The organism is Mucilaginibacter pankratovii, assembly GCF_014773265.1.
In the GTDB taxonomy this organism is placed as follows: Bacteria; Bacteroidota; Bacteroidia; order Sphingobacteriales; family Sphingobacteriaceae; genus Mucilaginibacter; species Mucilaginibacter pankratovii.
The window spans coordinates 85,321-100,649 of the sequence record NZ_JACWMY010000013.1; the positions used below are offsets into that span (position 1 = coordinate 85,321).

Annotated in this window: 11 protein-coding genes; 1 reads left to right on the forward strand and 10 read right to left on the reverse strand. The window is 41.8% G+C overall.

Annotation, left to right across the window (positions count from 1 at the left end; translation table 11 throughout):
- Window positions 1-255: 255 nt before the first annotated feature.
- From IDJ77_RS22465 to IDJ77_RS22510, 10 genes are all read right to left on the reverse strand, one after another.
- Window positions 256-765, reverse strand: coding sequence for a protein-disulfide reductase DsbD domain-containing protein (locus IDJ77_RS22465; protein WP_191191230.1), 510 nt, complete (start codon window positions 763-765; stop codon window positions 256-258).
- Window positions 765-2,276 carry a hypothetical protein gene (locus IDJ77_RS22470; RefSeq protein WP_191191231.1) on the reverse strand — a complete coding sequence of 504 codons (1,512 nt, stop codon included), beginning with the start codon at window positions 2,274-2,276 and terminating at the stop codon, window positions 765-767. Before IDJ77_RS22470 ends, IDJ77_RS22465 begins: the two co-directional genes overlap by 1 nt.
- A gap of 19 nt (window positions 2,277-2,295) precedes the next feature.
- A complete protein-coding gene (locus IDJ77_RS22475) occupies window positions 2,296-3,486 on the reverse strand; it encodes a TlpA disulfide reductase family protein (protein WP_191191232.1) in 1,191 nt (396 codons plus the stop codon).
- A gap of 83 nt (window positions 3,487-3,569) precedes the next feature.
- Window positions 3,570-5,099: a RagB/SusD family nutrient uptake outer membrane protein gene (locus IDJ77_RS22480; RefSeq protein WP_191191233.1), complete on the reverse strand. Its 1,530-nt coding sequence runs from the start codon at window positions 5,097-5,099 to the stop codon at window positions 3,570-3,572.
- Entirely contained in the window at window positions 5,029-8,541 is a 3,513-nt protein-coding gene (locus tag IDJ77_RS22485; protein WP_224751198.1) for a SusC/RagA family TonB-linked outer membrane protein, read from the reverse strand. Before IDJ77_RS22485 ends, IDJ77_RS22480 begins: the two co-directional genes overlap by 71 nt.
- Before the next feature lie 108 nt (window positions 8,542-8,649).
- Window positions 8,650-9,762 (reverse strand): FecR family protein, encoded by a 1,113-nt coding sequence (locus IDJ77_RS22490; RefSeq protein ID WP_191191234.1) that lies wholly within the window; start codon window positions 9,760-9,762, stop codon window positions 8,650-8,652.
- Window positions 9,763-9,850: 88 nt separating this feature from the next.
- Complete coding sequence (locus IDJ77_RS22495; RefSeq protein WP_191191235.1) at window positions 9,851-10,447, reverse strand: RNA polymerase sigma factor; 597 nt, start codon at window positions 10,445-10,447, stop codon at window positions 9,851-9,853.
- A 364-nt stretch (window positions 10,448-10,811) separates the two neighbouring features.
- The gene (gene mobC / locus IDJ77_RS22500) at window positions 10,812-12,812 is read right to left on the reverse strand and encodes a conjugal transfer protein MobC (protein WP_191191236.1); all 2,001 of its coding nucleotides are present in this window, start codon (window positions 12,810-12,812) and stop codon (window positions 10,812-10,814) included.
- A gap of 13 nt (window positions 12,813-12,825) precedes the next feature.
- Complete coding sequence (locus tag IDJ77_RS22505) at window positions 12,826-14,094, reverse strand: relaxase/mobilization nuclease domain-containing protein (protein WP_191191237.1); 1,269 nt, start codon at window positions 14,092-14,094, stop codon at window positions 12,826-12,828.
- Entirely contained in the window at window positions 14,079-14,486 is a 408-nt protein-coding gene (locus tag IDJ77_RS22510) for a mobilization protein (protein WP_191191238.1), read from the reverse strand. Before IDJ77_RS22510 ends, IDJ77_RS22505 begins: the two co-directional genes overlap by 16 nt.
- 626 nt (window positions 14,487-15,112) lie before the next feature.
- Here IDJ77_RS22510 and IDJ77_RS22515 point away from each other — a divergent pair.
- Entirely contained in the window at window positions 15,113-15,328 is a 216-nt protein-coding gene (locus IDJ77_RS22515) for a hypothetical protein (RefSeq protein ID WP_191191239.1), read from the forward strand.
- Window position 15,329: the final 1 nt, after the last annotated feature.

Below are 15,329 nucleotides of genomic sequence, written 5' to 3' on the forward strand. Positions count from 1 at the left end.
TTTATCCACTAAAATCTTGGTTGGAAGCGTATGAATACCATAATTCCCCGAAATATCGTTGCTTTTATCAAAGCCGGTTACGGTTAATCAATTAAATAAAAAACATCTGCCCTTATCGGGATATCTTGAAAAAGATATAATTGAAGATTATCTTCTATTGTTGATACCATAGATTTTAAAGTGTAAGTAAGCATATCGACTTAATGTCAATATTGGGAACTCGCTATTTCTGCCTTTTTATGACATTAATTCTCATCAATACATCAATTCGATTTTCGCTTCAACAGGAGGTAAACACTGCTGCAGATTGCAAGTTTGGTAGTACAATCCGGTGCTGATCTTACCTCTAATCAATTTAGATGTCTTTTTCAACTTACGGGTAAATACAGCCACATCCTCGTAGATCAGCACACCTTTATCAGTCGTAGAAGCCTGAGGAGCGCTTTTAATCCATGCTCCTACTGGTTTTGCATTAGCATCTGATTCTAGTAGGCATTCTGTTAATATATAAGGCATATTTTCTGGTATATACGCATATAAATGCCAACCCGGTGCCATACATGCTTTTATAATCACCGCAACACTATCACCCCCATAATCAGAAATCAATTTCGCATTCAGCATAACGGGCCTTTCTTCATCTGGCACCTCGCAGGCCAAACTATCTGCACCCCTTGCAATTCTTTTATCAAAACTGTTCTCTGCAGTTTGCGCAGTCAGGAACCCGACCTGTAGCACACAAAAAAAAGTCAGGAACCACCTCATCAGTTGTAGGTATTAACTAAAAACTTGTAGCCTCCGGTTTCCGTGAAAAATAATTTATTCTTATTCTTGGCGAACCAACTGCGCCACTCCTTAGAAGAACTGAAGTCCTCAGCGGTATATTTTTTCAGCATCTTTAAAGCAAGCTCAGGTTGCTCATTCTTTTTTAATCTATTAATACAGGTTTCCAGAAACCGGACGTCATGGTTTGATACACCTATTTGCTTTGCTTCGTCATCAACCTCATAAGCAAAGAAAGCATTTGGGTCACAATACAAGTAGCCAAAATTCTCTTTCATGTACTTTTGAAATGCTGGTGCATCAGAACCAAATCTTGTCGCCAATTTACCCATTGTGGATTTTATGTACTTTTCATATGAATCAATAGCCTGTTCCATCCCCAAATAGGTCATAGATTCCTTTTCCTCAGGGCTCAATGTCTGTCCTGTGGCAACTTTATCATCCAATAACTTTTTTTGGTTTTTACTCTGTTCATTAAAATCTTTTAGAAACTGCACATATTCCTCATATTTTTCTTTTGTCACCGCCGCTATGATTTCCCTAACATCATCTGTAGTAGCCATTCTGTCGTTGTATTTACGGGCAATAGGCGTTTTGCCGTCAAACCCTTTCATATAAGCTACTGTATTAACAAACACCTTTTTCGCCTCTTCGGTCATGTCTGCAGGAGAAGCACTAAAGCCCCACAAAAAGAAATTGCCGTGCCTCCCAAGTGCCACAGCACCAACATCTTTCGTACAAACACCGCTTGAAATGACTTCTGCATCCGGGGACTCCCCAAAACGGTTTCCCCTGGCAACTAAGCCAACCCTAACATCTTTTCTATCTAAATAACCTTCTTTTTGTACCCGCCACATTGGAATTTGTTTAGGTAAATTTACACCTGTCGTGTAATGAAAAACGCCGTCTGGCGTTGCCTTCATGACCATAGTAGGCGTAACTTTTTCAAGAGATCCTTTAAAAATTGGGTGACCAGTATTTATGTGGTGCGCATCTGCATCCAGGCAAAGGCAAAGCCAGTCCAGTTTCAACCCTATTCTTCCACCCATTTCTGGTGCAGTATTGGCAATAAAAACAACAGGCTTAGAAAAATTATCCGGAAGGTATCTTGCAGGAATATACTTTGTGCTGCCATTGGCACGTTTTTCCTGACGAGCTGGCTCAATCACCTTTGTACTGAAGTCAAATACCGTAACATCGTATGGTTCTGAATCCTGCGGTTTCCAATCCCTGCAGTCCATGGTAGCAACCTCAGTAAAATAGCTACTTAGCAAAGCTTTAAATGCCGGCATTCGTACGGGATACTCTGCCAAAAAGCCTTCTTTAGTCATTTCTCCCGGATTACGCCGTTCCAAAACAGGGAACGGTTTTAGTGGGTCGTAGCCTACAAACAACACTTTCAACTGGCTTTTTGGTGGTATAGCGGCATTTAGCGCCGTGCTAAAAACAATCAACAGCATAAAAACTGCAAATTTCAAATTCTCTATTTTCATGGTTAGTAGTAATTTTTAATTAAAAAATTTTAAATAATTCCTTTAGCTTCTCATCTATTTTAGTTTCATCAGCCGAGTAAACCAAAATCTTACCTTCCTTGTCCAGCAATACATAATGTGGAATAGTATGAGTCATATATAAGCTTCCCACCCGTGCCGGCATGCCTTTGACAGGAAACTCGTCGCAAACCTGAACCCATGGCATTTTTTCATCATCCATAGCCTTTTTCCAGTCTTTCCATTTGCTATCGTCAGATACGCTAATGATGTCGAACCCTTTATCGTGATATTTTTGGTAAACCGCCTTCCAATGCGGGATCGCCTCTCGGCATGGATGGCACCAGCTTGCCCAAAAGTCGATCATCACATATTTCCCGCGCATCGATGACAGGGTATATGCAGTGCTGTCTCTTTTCAGTAAAGTGAAGTCCGGAGCGATACTGCCGGGTTGCACCGCTTTTTGCTTACTTAATTCAAACTGCATGTTTTGATAGTAAATGGAGGCTTTCGCCTCACCTGTAAATTTGCTTAACATCTCCCCAAACGTGGTATAAGGCATCTGATTGCTAAACAAATGCAGGTTGTAAAACATATATACTCCGGCGACAGACGATGGATTTTCGTCAACGTAGCGCTCAATCTTTGCCTTTTGCCAAGTCTTCTGGAGATGTCCTACCGAATCCATCTCGCCACGCACCTTATATTGTGCATTGATATCTTTGCCGGTAGCTTTTAATTTTTCGGTTAACTTCCCGAAAATACCTTGGTACTGTTTTTGCACCGGATCATTTTGATAGGCCATCCAGTCATCATAAACCTTGGAGCCAGTTTCTGTGAACTTGATAATATTGGCCATTTTACCCATGCCATACGCCGTATAATCATAGTGTTTTGCACCGGCGGTATCGGCAGTAACAGTTATAGCGGCATTTTCGACAAAAATATCAAAGCGCCAGTTGCCGGGCACAATATTGAGCGTCATCATTTGAGGAGTGCTTACAATTCCTTTCAATTCGAAAACACCATTCTTGACTATCCCGCTATCAACGGCTTTACTGGTCCTGTCACTCAGATTGGATGCTAATAATTGTATTTTCCCAGTCGGGATGCCTTTGAAGGTGCCTCTGATCACATATTGCTTTACAACTTGTGCAAAGCCTTCCTGCATGAGTAAGCACAATAGCGCAGCGCATAACATTTTCCATTTCATAAAAACTGAATTAAGTGTATTGATAACCAATGACTGACCTTCTACAAGGGAGCATCAAGACACTCCCTTGTAGAAGGTGAATTTTAATTTTTGATATAACCCGGGTTTTGATCGCCAAAGAGCGGATTGTATAGAAACTCGCTTGGTGGTACCGGGAATATGTATAGATTTTGTGAAGTGATAGTTGGCTTAATCTGTTGAACCGTAGCCAACGGCAAGCGGAGCAAAGCATTCCATTCAGCACCATCTTCGCCTATAAGACTTCGTACCGTCTCTTTATAAATTTCCATTAGCATTAAATCGGCTGTATTGGCACTCTCTACAGCAAGGTAATTGGTATTGTTAACGGTAGCAGTTATACCCGCCTTGGATTGTATGGTGTGAACCAACATTTTTACAGTTGCCATATCACCCCCTGAACGTACAAGAGCCTCGGCTTCTAATAGATAAACCTCTGTTAAACGTAAGGCGTAATCGCTTTCAGATAAGGTATTTGGAGTTCCACCTTGTAAGATATACTTCATAAAATAACTCGTACCGGGCGAATAAGCAATATATGGAGTTGGTGTTCCGATCATCCAGGTTAAGCGCGGATCATTAGCGTAAATATCCCGTAGGGCTTGTGATGCGGTCCATAAATTAGAAGCTAAGGGATAGTATTGCCTACTTTTATTGTAAGGGTACGACACCTGCAAGGCTTGTGGCTGTATCCCTAATATCACCTCTTTACTTGCTAAACCCTTGGTATGAAACACGTCCTCCTGTTTAGCTTCGAGTACATAAGGGCTACTTTGAATAATGGTATTTGCCAAACTAATTACAGAAGCATAATCGCCTGTGCCGCCCCTGCAAATTAGCACCCGTATTTTCATCGCCATAGCGGCCCATTTTGTCGCGTAGTAAACCGGATTAGTAACTGGCGCATTAGCAATTGCATCGTCCAAATCGCTGATAATAAAGGCGTAACTATCTTTAACGCTGCTGCGCGCTTTTGGGATAGCTGACAAAACTGAGGGTTCATCTCTCAATACGATGCCAAGCTTACTATCGGGCTTGTACCACTCGCCATAGTAATTAAGGATCTTGAAATGGGAGTAGGCACGTAAAAAATGCGCTTCGGCGATCATTTCTGCTTTACGGTTAGCGGTGAATTTGCCGTCTGCCAAGTCATTAACTCCCTTTATCAAACCGTTTGCGGCGTTAATAGTTTGATAACTCTCTAACCAGTAGTTAGGATTAGCCGCGAAAATGCTGTTTTGGTTCAGGTCACTCGGGGAATTACCAAATCCGAAATGTATATAGCCTGCAAGGCTCGCAGGAAAAACCTCGTGCATTTGCCAGCCGGTTGTGGTTGCCGTAGCAAATGCAAAATTATAATACACGCCATTTAAAGCAATTTGTGCCGTTGATTGATCAATAATAGTGTTGCCTTCAACCTTTGCATTTTTCGGCGGAGCGCTTAGGTCTTTATTACAGGCGAAAAATACGACCGCTATGAAGCAGATGATGAGATATGTGAATATTTTTTTCATGTCTTTTTGATTAAAATCCGATACGAAGACCAAAACTGTATTGTTTAACCGTTGGATAGCCACCTGAATCGCTGTAGCCACCAATTAAGCTATAAGGGTCATTACTGACTTCAGGATCGGCACCAGGATATTTGGTGAACGTAAATAAGTTGGTAGCCGAGGCGTACAAGTAAGCCTTACTAATTTTCAGTTTGTTCAATATGCTTTTAGGAAGCTGGTAACTCAACGTTACGGATTTGATTTTAAGATACGATGCTTTATAGACGTTTGCACTTGATGCGTTAGCGAAGCTGCTTTGTCCCAATAACAAACGTGGACGCGTGGTGCTAGGATTTTCAGGAGTCCAGCGGTCAAGGATTCGCACCCCTTTGTTAGTGCGAGTCGACAGGTCCATATTCTGGATATCAGCTAAATAATAAATATCGCCGCCTTGTGAAAAAGTAGCCAGCGTAGCCAGGGTAAATGCTTTATAGGTGAGTGTATTATTATAGCCACCATAAAAACGAGGTTCAGCGTGACCTATGACATCATTCGCGTAAAGACTTTGCGTAAAACCGGCCGCGACAGGAATTCCGTCCCCTTTAAAACGGGCGTCACCAATACCGGTGTAGGGCAAAGCATAAGCCCCATAATAGCTTGCCTTTTTGTAGGCATCTAATTCTTGCTGATTTTGGATAATTCCGTCAAATACCTTTCCATAAAGTAATCCTAAGGGTTGACCTACTTGAAGTACGGTGTTACCATAAATGTACATCGACGGATCAGTCGGATTGCCAATATTAACTGGTAATGCCAAAACTTTCGAACGGTTTCCTGAAACGTTTAACGACCCAGACCATTGAAAATCCTCCTTCTTGATAAAATCACCTGAAAGTTCGAACTCAAGACCGCGATTCTGGATTGTTGCTATATTGGCCGTTACCGTGCTTGCACCCGAACTATTGGCAACTGTTGTTGGAAAAAGAACACCAGATGTAACTTTATTATAGTAACCAACCCCTAAACGCAGGCGTGATTTAAATAATTCGATATCGATACCAGCATCTTTCTGCAGGGTGGATTCCCATTTCAAATCGCTATTACCTAACTGTGATGGCGACAACCCATTAATGCCCGCGTAAGAAACTGGTGAATACAAGGTATAGAACAGATTATCAGCGATGTTCTGGGTACCGGTGTAACCAATGCTCGCTCTCAATTTGATATCATCAATCCAGGTTACATTTTTTAAGAATTTCTCCTGTGAAATCCGCCATGCGACACCACCTGAAGGAAAATACCCTACGCGATTGTACGCCGGAAACTTGGAAGACGCGTCAGAGCGCCCTGTAAATGTGAACAGGTATTTATCAAATAACGAATAGTTCGCCCGACCATAAAAGCTGAGCAGCGAGTTTTGGCCCGAAACTCCAGTTGACGGCAACGTAACTGCCGCTGATGACAAATTATTCAAATAGGTGTCGTCCGGAAATCCTTGGCCACTTGCGGTAAATGCTTTACTCTTGTTGATCTGCCAGGAGGTTCCAGCTAATAACGTTAGATGGTTGTCTTTATTGAATTGTTTATCCCATGTTATGGTGTTTTCATAAAAAACATTAACGTTTTGGGATTGCCCTTGAGTAGCAGTTCCATTATTTGAACTTCCCGAACCGTTTGGAGTCGCAATAGAAACTGTGCTCGGCACGTAATTGTTCTGGTTGTATGTATTGTAATTCACTGCGACCGAACTGCGGAACTTTAATTCCTTGAGGATATCATACTCTGCCGTGACTGATCCAATCAGGGAAACCGTACTGGTTTCATTTTTACCTGACAATAGAAATAATGGGTTCTGAAAGCCTTGGTAAGCAAAAGCACCCAGACTTGCCGAGGAAATCACCTTGATACTTCCGTCTGCGTTATACGGGTTCATTGTAGGCGGAGCATACATGGCCTGTGTGTAAACGCCATTCGTAACGTTATTTCCTAAAAACGCGTAATCAAGGTTGGTGCTGATCCGGAATTTTTTCGTGATATCATTATCCAGGCTGATCTTTCCGGCGATCTTCGTAAAATCTGTCCCTAGTACGGCGCCCTCATTTTTATTATAGCTCAACGAGGTGTAATAACGCGAACCCTCACCGCCTCCCCTTAAAGAAACGTCGGCATTTTGGGTGATACCTTTTCTCAACACCAGATTCATCCAATCTGTATTCCCGTTTTCAAAGAAGTTAGGATCGGTTAATATGCTTGTTGCAGCACCATCCGGCACCTGCCCTTTGAGTGCCCGGGCTGCATTTAAATTGGTTGCTCCTTCCTTCAGGATCATCATATATTGATCTCTGTTCAGTAGTTTTTCCTTTCGGGCCACACTTACACTCGTATAGTAATTAGCCTCAAGGGTTGATTTTTGATTGTACCTCCCTTTTTTCGTTGTAATAATCACGACGCCATTCGCGGCCTTAGAGCCATAAATGGCAGTTGCGGATGCATCTTTTAAAATGTCGATCGAGGCAATATCGTTGATATTCAAACCACCTAAACTATTGAGCGCCCTGGCAAAAGCACCCGATACGGAATTATTAGGATTATCGCTGCCTCCACGCTCGACAGGACTAACCACATCGGCAGCAGAAGTTAAATAATTATTTTGCACCTGTACCTGTACTCCGTCAATAATATATAGCGGATCGTTCCCACCCAACAAAGAAGTACCGCCGCGTATGCGTATTTTGGCTACCCCACCCGGTGAACCATCCGATTGAACAACCTGAACGCCCGATGCTTTTCCCGTTAAAGCCTGATCAAATGTCGCAAATGGTACATCTTTGACTTCATCCATGTTAACCGACGCTACAGATCCCGTCAGATCCCGTCTTTTGGTGCTGCCATAACCGACAATCACGGTTTCTTCCAGTTTATTGGAGCCTGGTTTCATGGTAACCAGCATACCGGTTTTTGCCGGAACTTCTTGAGTGACAAAGCCTATAAATGAAAACACAAGTAGGGATTTTTCATTGGGAACCGTGATCGTGAATTTTCCCGCTTTATCGGTTACAACTACGATATCCTTCTCCTTTACCTTGACAGTTGTACCCGGCATTGGAGCCCCGGACTCATCAACCACGCTGCCATTGATCGTAACTTCAGAGAAAAAAGACTTAACTTGATCAATAAAAGATTCACTGACCTGCGATATGACGATCCTTTTGTTCTCTATTTTATATTGAATCGGTTGATCTTTACAAATGATATTGAGGACGTCAGTCAACTCTACATTTTTTAAATTGATTGTAACTGGCTTGATGCCTGTTAAAGTTGATCCTTTAATTAGAAAATCATAACCGCTTTGTTGACTGATTTTTTTAAAAATTTTGTCCAGCGATACATTCTTTTCAGACAAAGATATTTTTTGGGCGAGTGTCCCTGCACTAACCTGCATCATGGTAACTATTAAGATCAGGGTGGTTAATCTCATGATAAGCAGTAATTTATTAAGGAACCAATAGGGCAAGAAGAGTTTCTTAGTATAATTTTTATACATTTGTTTTCTGGTTTAATTAAGTTAATAGGAGAAATTATTGACATAAAATCCAGGTATTGGCCAGCAGTGTTCCCGCACTTCTGGCTTTTTTTTGGATTATGGAGTTTGTTATTCTTTTACCATAATCCTCCTTCCTTCAACTTTTAAATTAACTATTTTGGTTTGTTGTATCATTTTCAGCACTTCACTGATATCCCTAAGCCTTGATATACGGCCTGTTAAAGTTTCTGTAGTTACAGGCCCTTCGTATTGGACTTCCACGTTATACCATCGCGAAATCTGGCGCATTGCAGACTGGATATCAGTATTAGAAAATTCAAAATATCCGTTTTTCCATGCGATCACATCATCCGTTTCTACATCGTACACGCTGATATTGTTGTTCTTTATTGCCGATTGTTGCCCCGGCTTTAGCATCTGCTCCCGGCCCTGATAGGTTACGCGTACAGAACCCTGAAGGAGGGTAGTTTTAATACCGGGCTCGCTTGCGTATGAATTAATATTAAAATGTGTGCCCAGCACTTCTACCTTTTGGTCTCCTGCAATAACCGTAAATGGCCTGGCTGCGTCATGCGCCACTTCAAAATAGGCTTCACCCGTTATTTCAACCTGCCTTGATCCTCCTGAAAACACGGTAGGATATTTAATTGACGATGTTGCATTCAGCCAGACATTGGTACCATCAGCAAGTGTCAGCGTGTAATACCCCCCGTTGGGTGTGGTCAACGTGTTATACACAGGTGCTTCCGGCCTAGTACCCGATTTATCAGCTGCATAGCTGATCAGTCCTTTATGATTTTTACGGATAGATGCTGAACCTTCTTCGGCTAAGGCACCATTATTAGCAGCAACCAAGTCAATTCTCCGGCCATTGGACAAAGTCAGGGTGGCTTTGTTGATTCCGGGGTTTACACCGGCAATCCTCAAATCTGGTTCTGCTGGGTTAACCGCCCATAAAAAAGCTAATACAGCAAAGATGAGTATTGCCGCTGCGGCAGTCAGGCGCGGCCATAAGCGAACCACTTTTGTTTTTCGATTCAGATGCACAGCATCCCAAATCTCCATTTCCTTGGCCGTATAATCTAGATCGTATTGAAACTCATCTTCAGTTGACTCCAACTGAACCGCATACACCTCTTCTACCAAAGCTTTTTCTTCTGGTGTACATTGATCTTTCAGATATCGATCAAGGAGTTGTTTTGCATGTTTGTTTTTGTCCATATCGCATAGGTTTGATTACACCTACATACTATAGAACAATTACCAAGGCCGAAGTGGTAGATGAACTGAAAATAAATTTGAAAAAAATCTAAAAATGAAAAAAAAGGTAAAAAAAGAGCGTTAATACCACTGAAAAGAGCGACGTAAGCTTTAACCGAAGAATTTTTAAGGCATTATATATCTGTTTTTTTACTGTTTCTTCTGAAATTGCCAGTTCCATTGAAATTTCTTTATGAGATAAGTGCGAATTCCTACTCAATTCAAAAACCTTTCGCATTTTCTCCGGCAATAATGATATTTGATACTCAATTATTGTTGAAAGCTCCTTGCGCATAAGCGTTTCATCCGTAAAACTACTGCCTTTATTAAGGGTATGCTGAAGATTATCTAGATAATTCGTTCTGATCTTTTCCCTGTTGAACAGATTCAGAACGTAATTCCTCACACAAGAATGGAGGTAATAAGATAAGGAGGAATTTAATTTAATATGCTCAGATTTTGACCACAAAGCAGTAAATACTTCCTGAACTACGTCCGTAGCCTCATCTTCGTCCTTCACCATTTTGATGGCATGATGATATAAGGGGTGCCAATGTCGTTTATAGATCTGTGAAAATGCAGCCTCGTCACCTGACTTTAACAAGTCAACCAGTTCAGCATCACCGTATGATCTATAGCTATCCATTGTTAATTAACTACTAAAGTAAGAATAAATTAAAATTAATAGAAATGATCTCTTTATATTAACAGTATCCTTATAAGTTTCAACGCACAAGTATAACTAATAATCTATAAAGTCTATATACTAAGTATAATTTATAGCGAGATGAGTCACTGGCACGGAATCAATTTGTCAGTTTCATAGTATAGCGGTTGGAACATAGAGCGTAAAACCAAAATATTTGAGCAAGTAGGTTTGATGATTATTGAAATAATAATGGCAGCCTCTAAGGCTACCTTTTATAATGACTTCCAGCGTGCTTGGTAATAGTTTTTTTTCTTCTCGTCTTGGGTATTAGATGTACCCGTTCATCTTTCAAGTAGCTAAACTACATTGAAACAGCTTGGTGTGACCCTTCCTCATCTGATCCATCCTTATCGTGTACCGGTTGTTCTCCCTCCAATTTTTGCAATTCGACAGCCAGCAAGCGTTCAATATCCCTTTTGATACTTTTATAATTCTCCTGAATATCCAACTCTGTTACATTGGCAACCACAGGTAACGGCTTATAGTTATCCTCCTCCTTTTTGATCCCCGCATGGTCATTCTGAAACTCCGCATGGAACATTTTCAATTCGATCTTACAATCCGGGTTATCGGCCACGATGCCGACGAATTCACCTGAAGAAAGTGCAGCGATTTTGGACGCCGGTATCGCATAATCCAACTGCGTTGATTTGGAAATTGAAGTATCAGAACTATTTATGCTCAAACTTTCCCGGTTTTGCATGATCTTACCAAAGTTCTCGCTCATCTTTTTGGCGGTATCACCGGTTACCTGACCGCAGATCACATTTCCTACTATCCCTGTGATCACATCCGCATGATCCGCGCCATAATCTTTTTTCAACTGGCTGAAATCCTGAATCCCAATAGTCACACTAATTAAATTCGACCTACCAGTACTGATCGTTGGTATTAAGTCCGCCGTTAAAGTTGGAAACTCATCAAATATCAAGCTGCTTTTCAGTTTACCTTTTTTGTTGATGAGTTTCAACATCCGGTTCACATACAGCGATAGTACCGCTCCATACACCTGCAATTTCTGCGGATTGTTACCCACGCAGACAATTTTAGGCTCGTCAGGGTTATTAATATCCAAGGTAAAATCATTGCCGGATAACACATAATATAATTGCGGAGAAGCCAGGCGGGCCAATCCAATCTTGGCAGATGCGATTTGCCCTTCTAACTGTGCCATTGCTTTATTATGGTAGGCAGATATGAATGGATTGATCAATACCTTGATTTCTTCCTCCTGTTCCAGTACCGCAAATAGTTTATCATAATCTGCTTGCATTAATTCAATAACGTGGGGCAACGTACAATACTTTCCATTCTCATATTTGCGCAGATACCAGATAATCGCCGTTAAAAAATTGATCGGGCTTTCCACAAAAAAGTCGCCCTGTTTCTTCAGCCATTCCCGGTTTAAGCCTAACATGATGGTGCGGCTTGATTCCGTCGCATCGGTAATGTCCTCCATGCTTTGCGGGTCGAGCGGGTTACAGCGGTGATAGATCTTATCAAAATCAATTACCCAAAATGTAGGTTTGACCTTGTAGTTATTTCTATACTTCAATAGGGCATTGTAAGCGATCATGGTTAAATCGCTAAACTTAAAATCATACAGAAACATGCTATGCCCTTTACGGATGTGCTGGTCGATTACATGCCGGATCACGAAATAGGTTTTCCCGGCACCGGCCAGGCCCAAAACCGCCGTTGAGCGATGCGGGTTGATCACATTTATCCAGGAATCACGCACTTTCCCATTTAAATTGTACTTAGCCGGCAGGTTAATGGAATATTCATTTTCTAACAATCGTTCCTCTTGTGGAAATGTTTCATTGTCCTTATTAAAGATGTCCTTATTCAGGTTAGCTTTGATCAGCCGTGATAGCCAGGTTCCACCCGTTAAAATCAGCAAGAAGCCCGTTCCTGTTATGCTCATATACAAGATAGCCACCATGCTATTCCCAGCGGACAGGTATAAAATAAGCCAGCTGAGAAAATAGATTAGTAACCCGCAACCCAGGTAGGCGATTATGCTGTTCCGCTGGATTTTCTCGTCCTTTTTGCCCTTGGCACCAAGCAAGGATATGCATAAGAAAAGCAATGCGGCCAGTTTTGGTTTGAGCATTCCGCTAAACAAGCCCGTTTTCGCTATATTGCCAATGATACGGTCAGTGACTATTGCCGTCCAATGCCAGTCCCGGAATGCCTGGTAACAGGTTAAATAGAAATGCATACTTAATATAACCAGGCTGATCAGCCTGGTTAGGTCAATGATCTTTCGTAGACCCTGTGTATCTTCCCCTGTATTCATCTTGAATGTCTTTTTATAGTGTTAATTGGTTGTCTTGCGAAATCCCCTTACGCTTCTTCCTTTTGCGCTTACGAGGCCCGTTTACCGATGGTTCATAGTCCGGCTTGTCAAATAAGGCTTCCAAAAACTTCACAGGTTCCGGCGCGCGGAGATAGCTGGTATCCGGTTCAGTCTTTTTGAGATAACGGGTTTGTTGTTGAGGTTTGAGATAAGTTTTGAGTTGATCGCTCAGCGCTAACCTTTCAGTTATCGCTTTGGCGCTATATTCCTTACCAAGATCGCTGCCATTAAATACCGTGCGATTCTTATTGTCAATAAAAGTGAGGCCATAAATAAAACCCTGCTCATTCTGCCGGAACACCGCATGGATATTTTGCTTTTGTAATTCCTGGAGAAAAGTAGGTTTGGTTATTGTCGTATAGCCCCGGAATACCTTATCAATGCGTTTCTTTAAATCATCTTTGTAAGGCTTGCGCTTCTCCTTATTCCGCTCAAACTTTTCTTCCAGGTTCTTCAAGGTCGGTTTTCCGTTCAAACTACTGGCCTTAAAAGGGATACCGATCTTGTTACCCTCCTTATCCAAGATGGAATACAGCAATCCTTTCTTTTCAAACATCAAAGTATCTTCCCGGCCACGGTCTGCGACCACATTGAACTGTTTGAGTACGGCATTCAATTCGGCAACAGAACTGAACTTGTAGGTATTGGTTACCTGGCTTACAATATTGGTGATGGCTCGTTTGGTCGGTGTTTTCCCATAGACCGCTTTTTCGATATCAATCGGCTTAATGCCTAACGCTTCTTTTAAGCCCTTACCCTCGGCCTTGACCAAACCATATTCCATTTCCAGTTCCTTACGCGCCGGTTCGGATAATAGCCTGCCGATATTATGCAGGTCTATACGCTTACCGTCTGCCTGCATATTCGTCGTCACGATGTGCAGGTGGTCGTGCGAAGCATCCTTATGCCGATAAATTAGGTAAGGCTGGTCGCCGAAACCGATCTTGTCCATATAAGCCGCTGCGATCTGTTGTAATTTTGCAGTACCTATCTTCTCCGAAGTATCAAAATTCAGCATGATATGCAGGGCATTGGTCTTGACCCGGCTATTGAGCATAGTAAGATTTTCAAAGCGGGTAAGTTTATTTTTAAAACTCAATTGTTCAATGTCGCCGCCAAAACGGCTTGCCATAATCAGCTCGGCTTTATTTGCTTCCACCTTATTTTCATTGTAGAGCAGCAAGCCCCTGATATTTTTGCCGGTGATTATTTTTGCAACCATTTCGCCGATAGTTGGGAGATGATCAGTAATAGCCTGTCCACTTTTTCTTCCACCTTTTCATAACGGTCAGCCACCTTGATGATAAAGAAGTTCTTTTGCGCCTCATGCTTACTGACGTGAAAACTACGAGTCAACTGGTTAATGTTATGACCGATGAATTTCAATTCCTTGCGGATGCTGCTTAGTTCTTCCATCGGCCCGTTCATGCTAACGTCTTTATGAAAATAGAGGATGCGCTGTTTTTGCAGGATCATCCTGGCAACTTCCCCGATGGACTGGCAGTTACTGTTGGCCAATATTTGTTCCAGCTTTAAAAACTGTTTTTCGGTCACCCGCATGATGATGGGATGGGTCAATAACTCGTCCTGATCTTCGGCTTTTTTACGGCTCATAAATACATACTTTATGGTGTCCAGAAACCGCAAGTTCCGCAGCGGTTTCCCCCGAAGAATGAGGGCAAGATTTTTTTCGTGTATACGAAAATACATCTTGCCGTAAACTATCGTTTACTGTCTCCTGGGAAAAAGCCGTCGCTTGCTTCGCGCACTTCTGCTTTTGATTTGTGTCTTTATTACTGCCTACCGGCTATGGATTGATCGTGTCTAAACAGTCCATTTCACTTCGTGAAACTGACTGGCGCAAGCGCCTTTTGACCGTGTGCCGGGGATGCTCCCGAACACGTTTGATGACAGGCCTGTCGTTAATCTTAGGCTTCCATTTGGTGTGCTCTCGTGATGATGTTCTGCTCATGACTATCGTTTTTCAATTAGCCAAAAGTGCGGATGTTGAGATTTGTCGCTTGGTGACTTATATGGGGTGTCACTATAAATAGATGATAACGACTTGTAATCAACCACTTAAAAGTGTTCTAAACCAGTACCCTGTTCACCTGATTTCTACAAAACGATGTTTAGTTTTGATATTCAGCTACTTGTCACAAAGTGAGGGGGACACCCTGTAAAAGTCACCATCGCTTACGATGATTAACTTCCATTATTGTGCTTTTAATAAAATACATATGGAAGAATTGAAAAACAGGACCTGCGAAATACGCGCAGGTAACCAACTGGAAAACAGTGCAGATAAGGGCGGTACCATAACAAATAACAATAAAAAGCCTTTAAATAACGACGATAATTTGTTAAATTTAATAGCAGAGATCGTTGTAGAGAATATGGTTAGAAGGATTAGGCATGAATCAAAACAGCGGAATGAAATGATAAAAAAAGAATGAA

Coding starts and splice junctions, on each gene's coding strand:
- IDJ77_RS22465 (WP_191191230.1), bottom strand. CDS start 765: ATGAGGTGGTTCCTGACTTTTTTTTGTGTGCTACAGGTCGGGTTCCTG.
- IDJ77_RS22470 (WP_191191231.1), bottom strand. CDS start 2,276: ATGAAAATAGAGAATTTGAAATTTGCAGTTTTTATGCTGTTGATTGTT.
- IDJ77_RS22475 (WP_191191232.1), bottom strand. CDS start 3,486: ATGAAATGGAAAATGTTATGCGCTGCGCTATTGTGCTTACTCATGCAG.
- IDJ77_RS22485 (WP_224751198.1), bottom strand. CDS start 8,541: ATGTATAAAAATTATACTAAGAAACTCTTCTTGCCCTATTGGTTCCTT.
- IDJ77_RS22490 (WP_191191234.1), bottom strand. CDS start 9,762: ATGGACAAAAACAAACATGCAAAACAACTCCTTGATCGATATCTGAAA.
- IDJ77_RS22495 (WP_191191235.1), bottom strand. CDS start 10,447: ATGGATAGCTATAGATCATACGGTGATGCTGAACTGGTTGACTTGTTA.
- mobC (WP_191191236.1), bottom strand. CDS start 12,812: ATGAATACAGGGGAAGATACACAGGGTCTACGAAAGATCATTGACCTA.
- IDJ77_RS22505 (WP_191191237.1), bottom strand. CDS start 14,094: ATGGTTGCAAAAATAATCACCGGCAAAAATATCAGGGGCTTGCTGCTC.
- IDJ77_RS22510 (WP_191191238.1), bottom strand. CDS start 14,486: ATGAGCCGTAAAAAAGCCGAAGATCAGGACGAGTTATTGACCCATCCC.
- IDJ77_RS22515 (WP_191191239.1), top strand. CDS start 15,113: ATGGAAGAATTGAAAAACAGGACCTGCGAAATACGCGCAGGTAACCAA.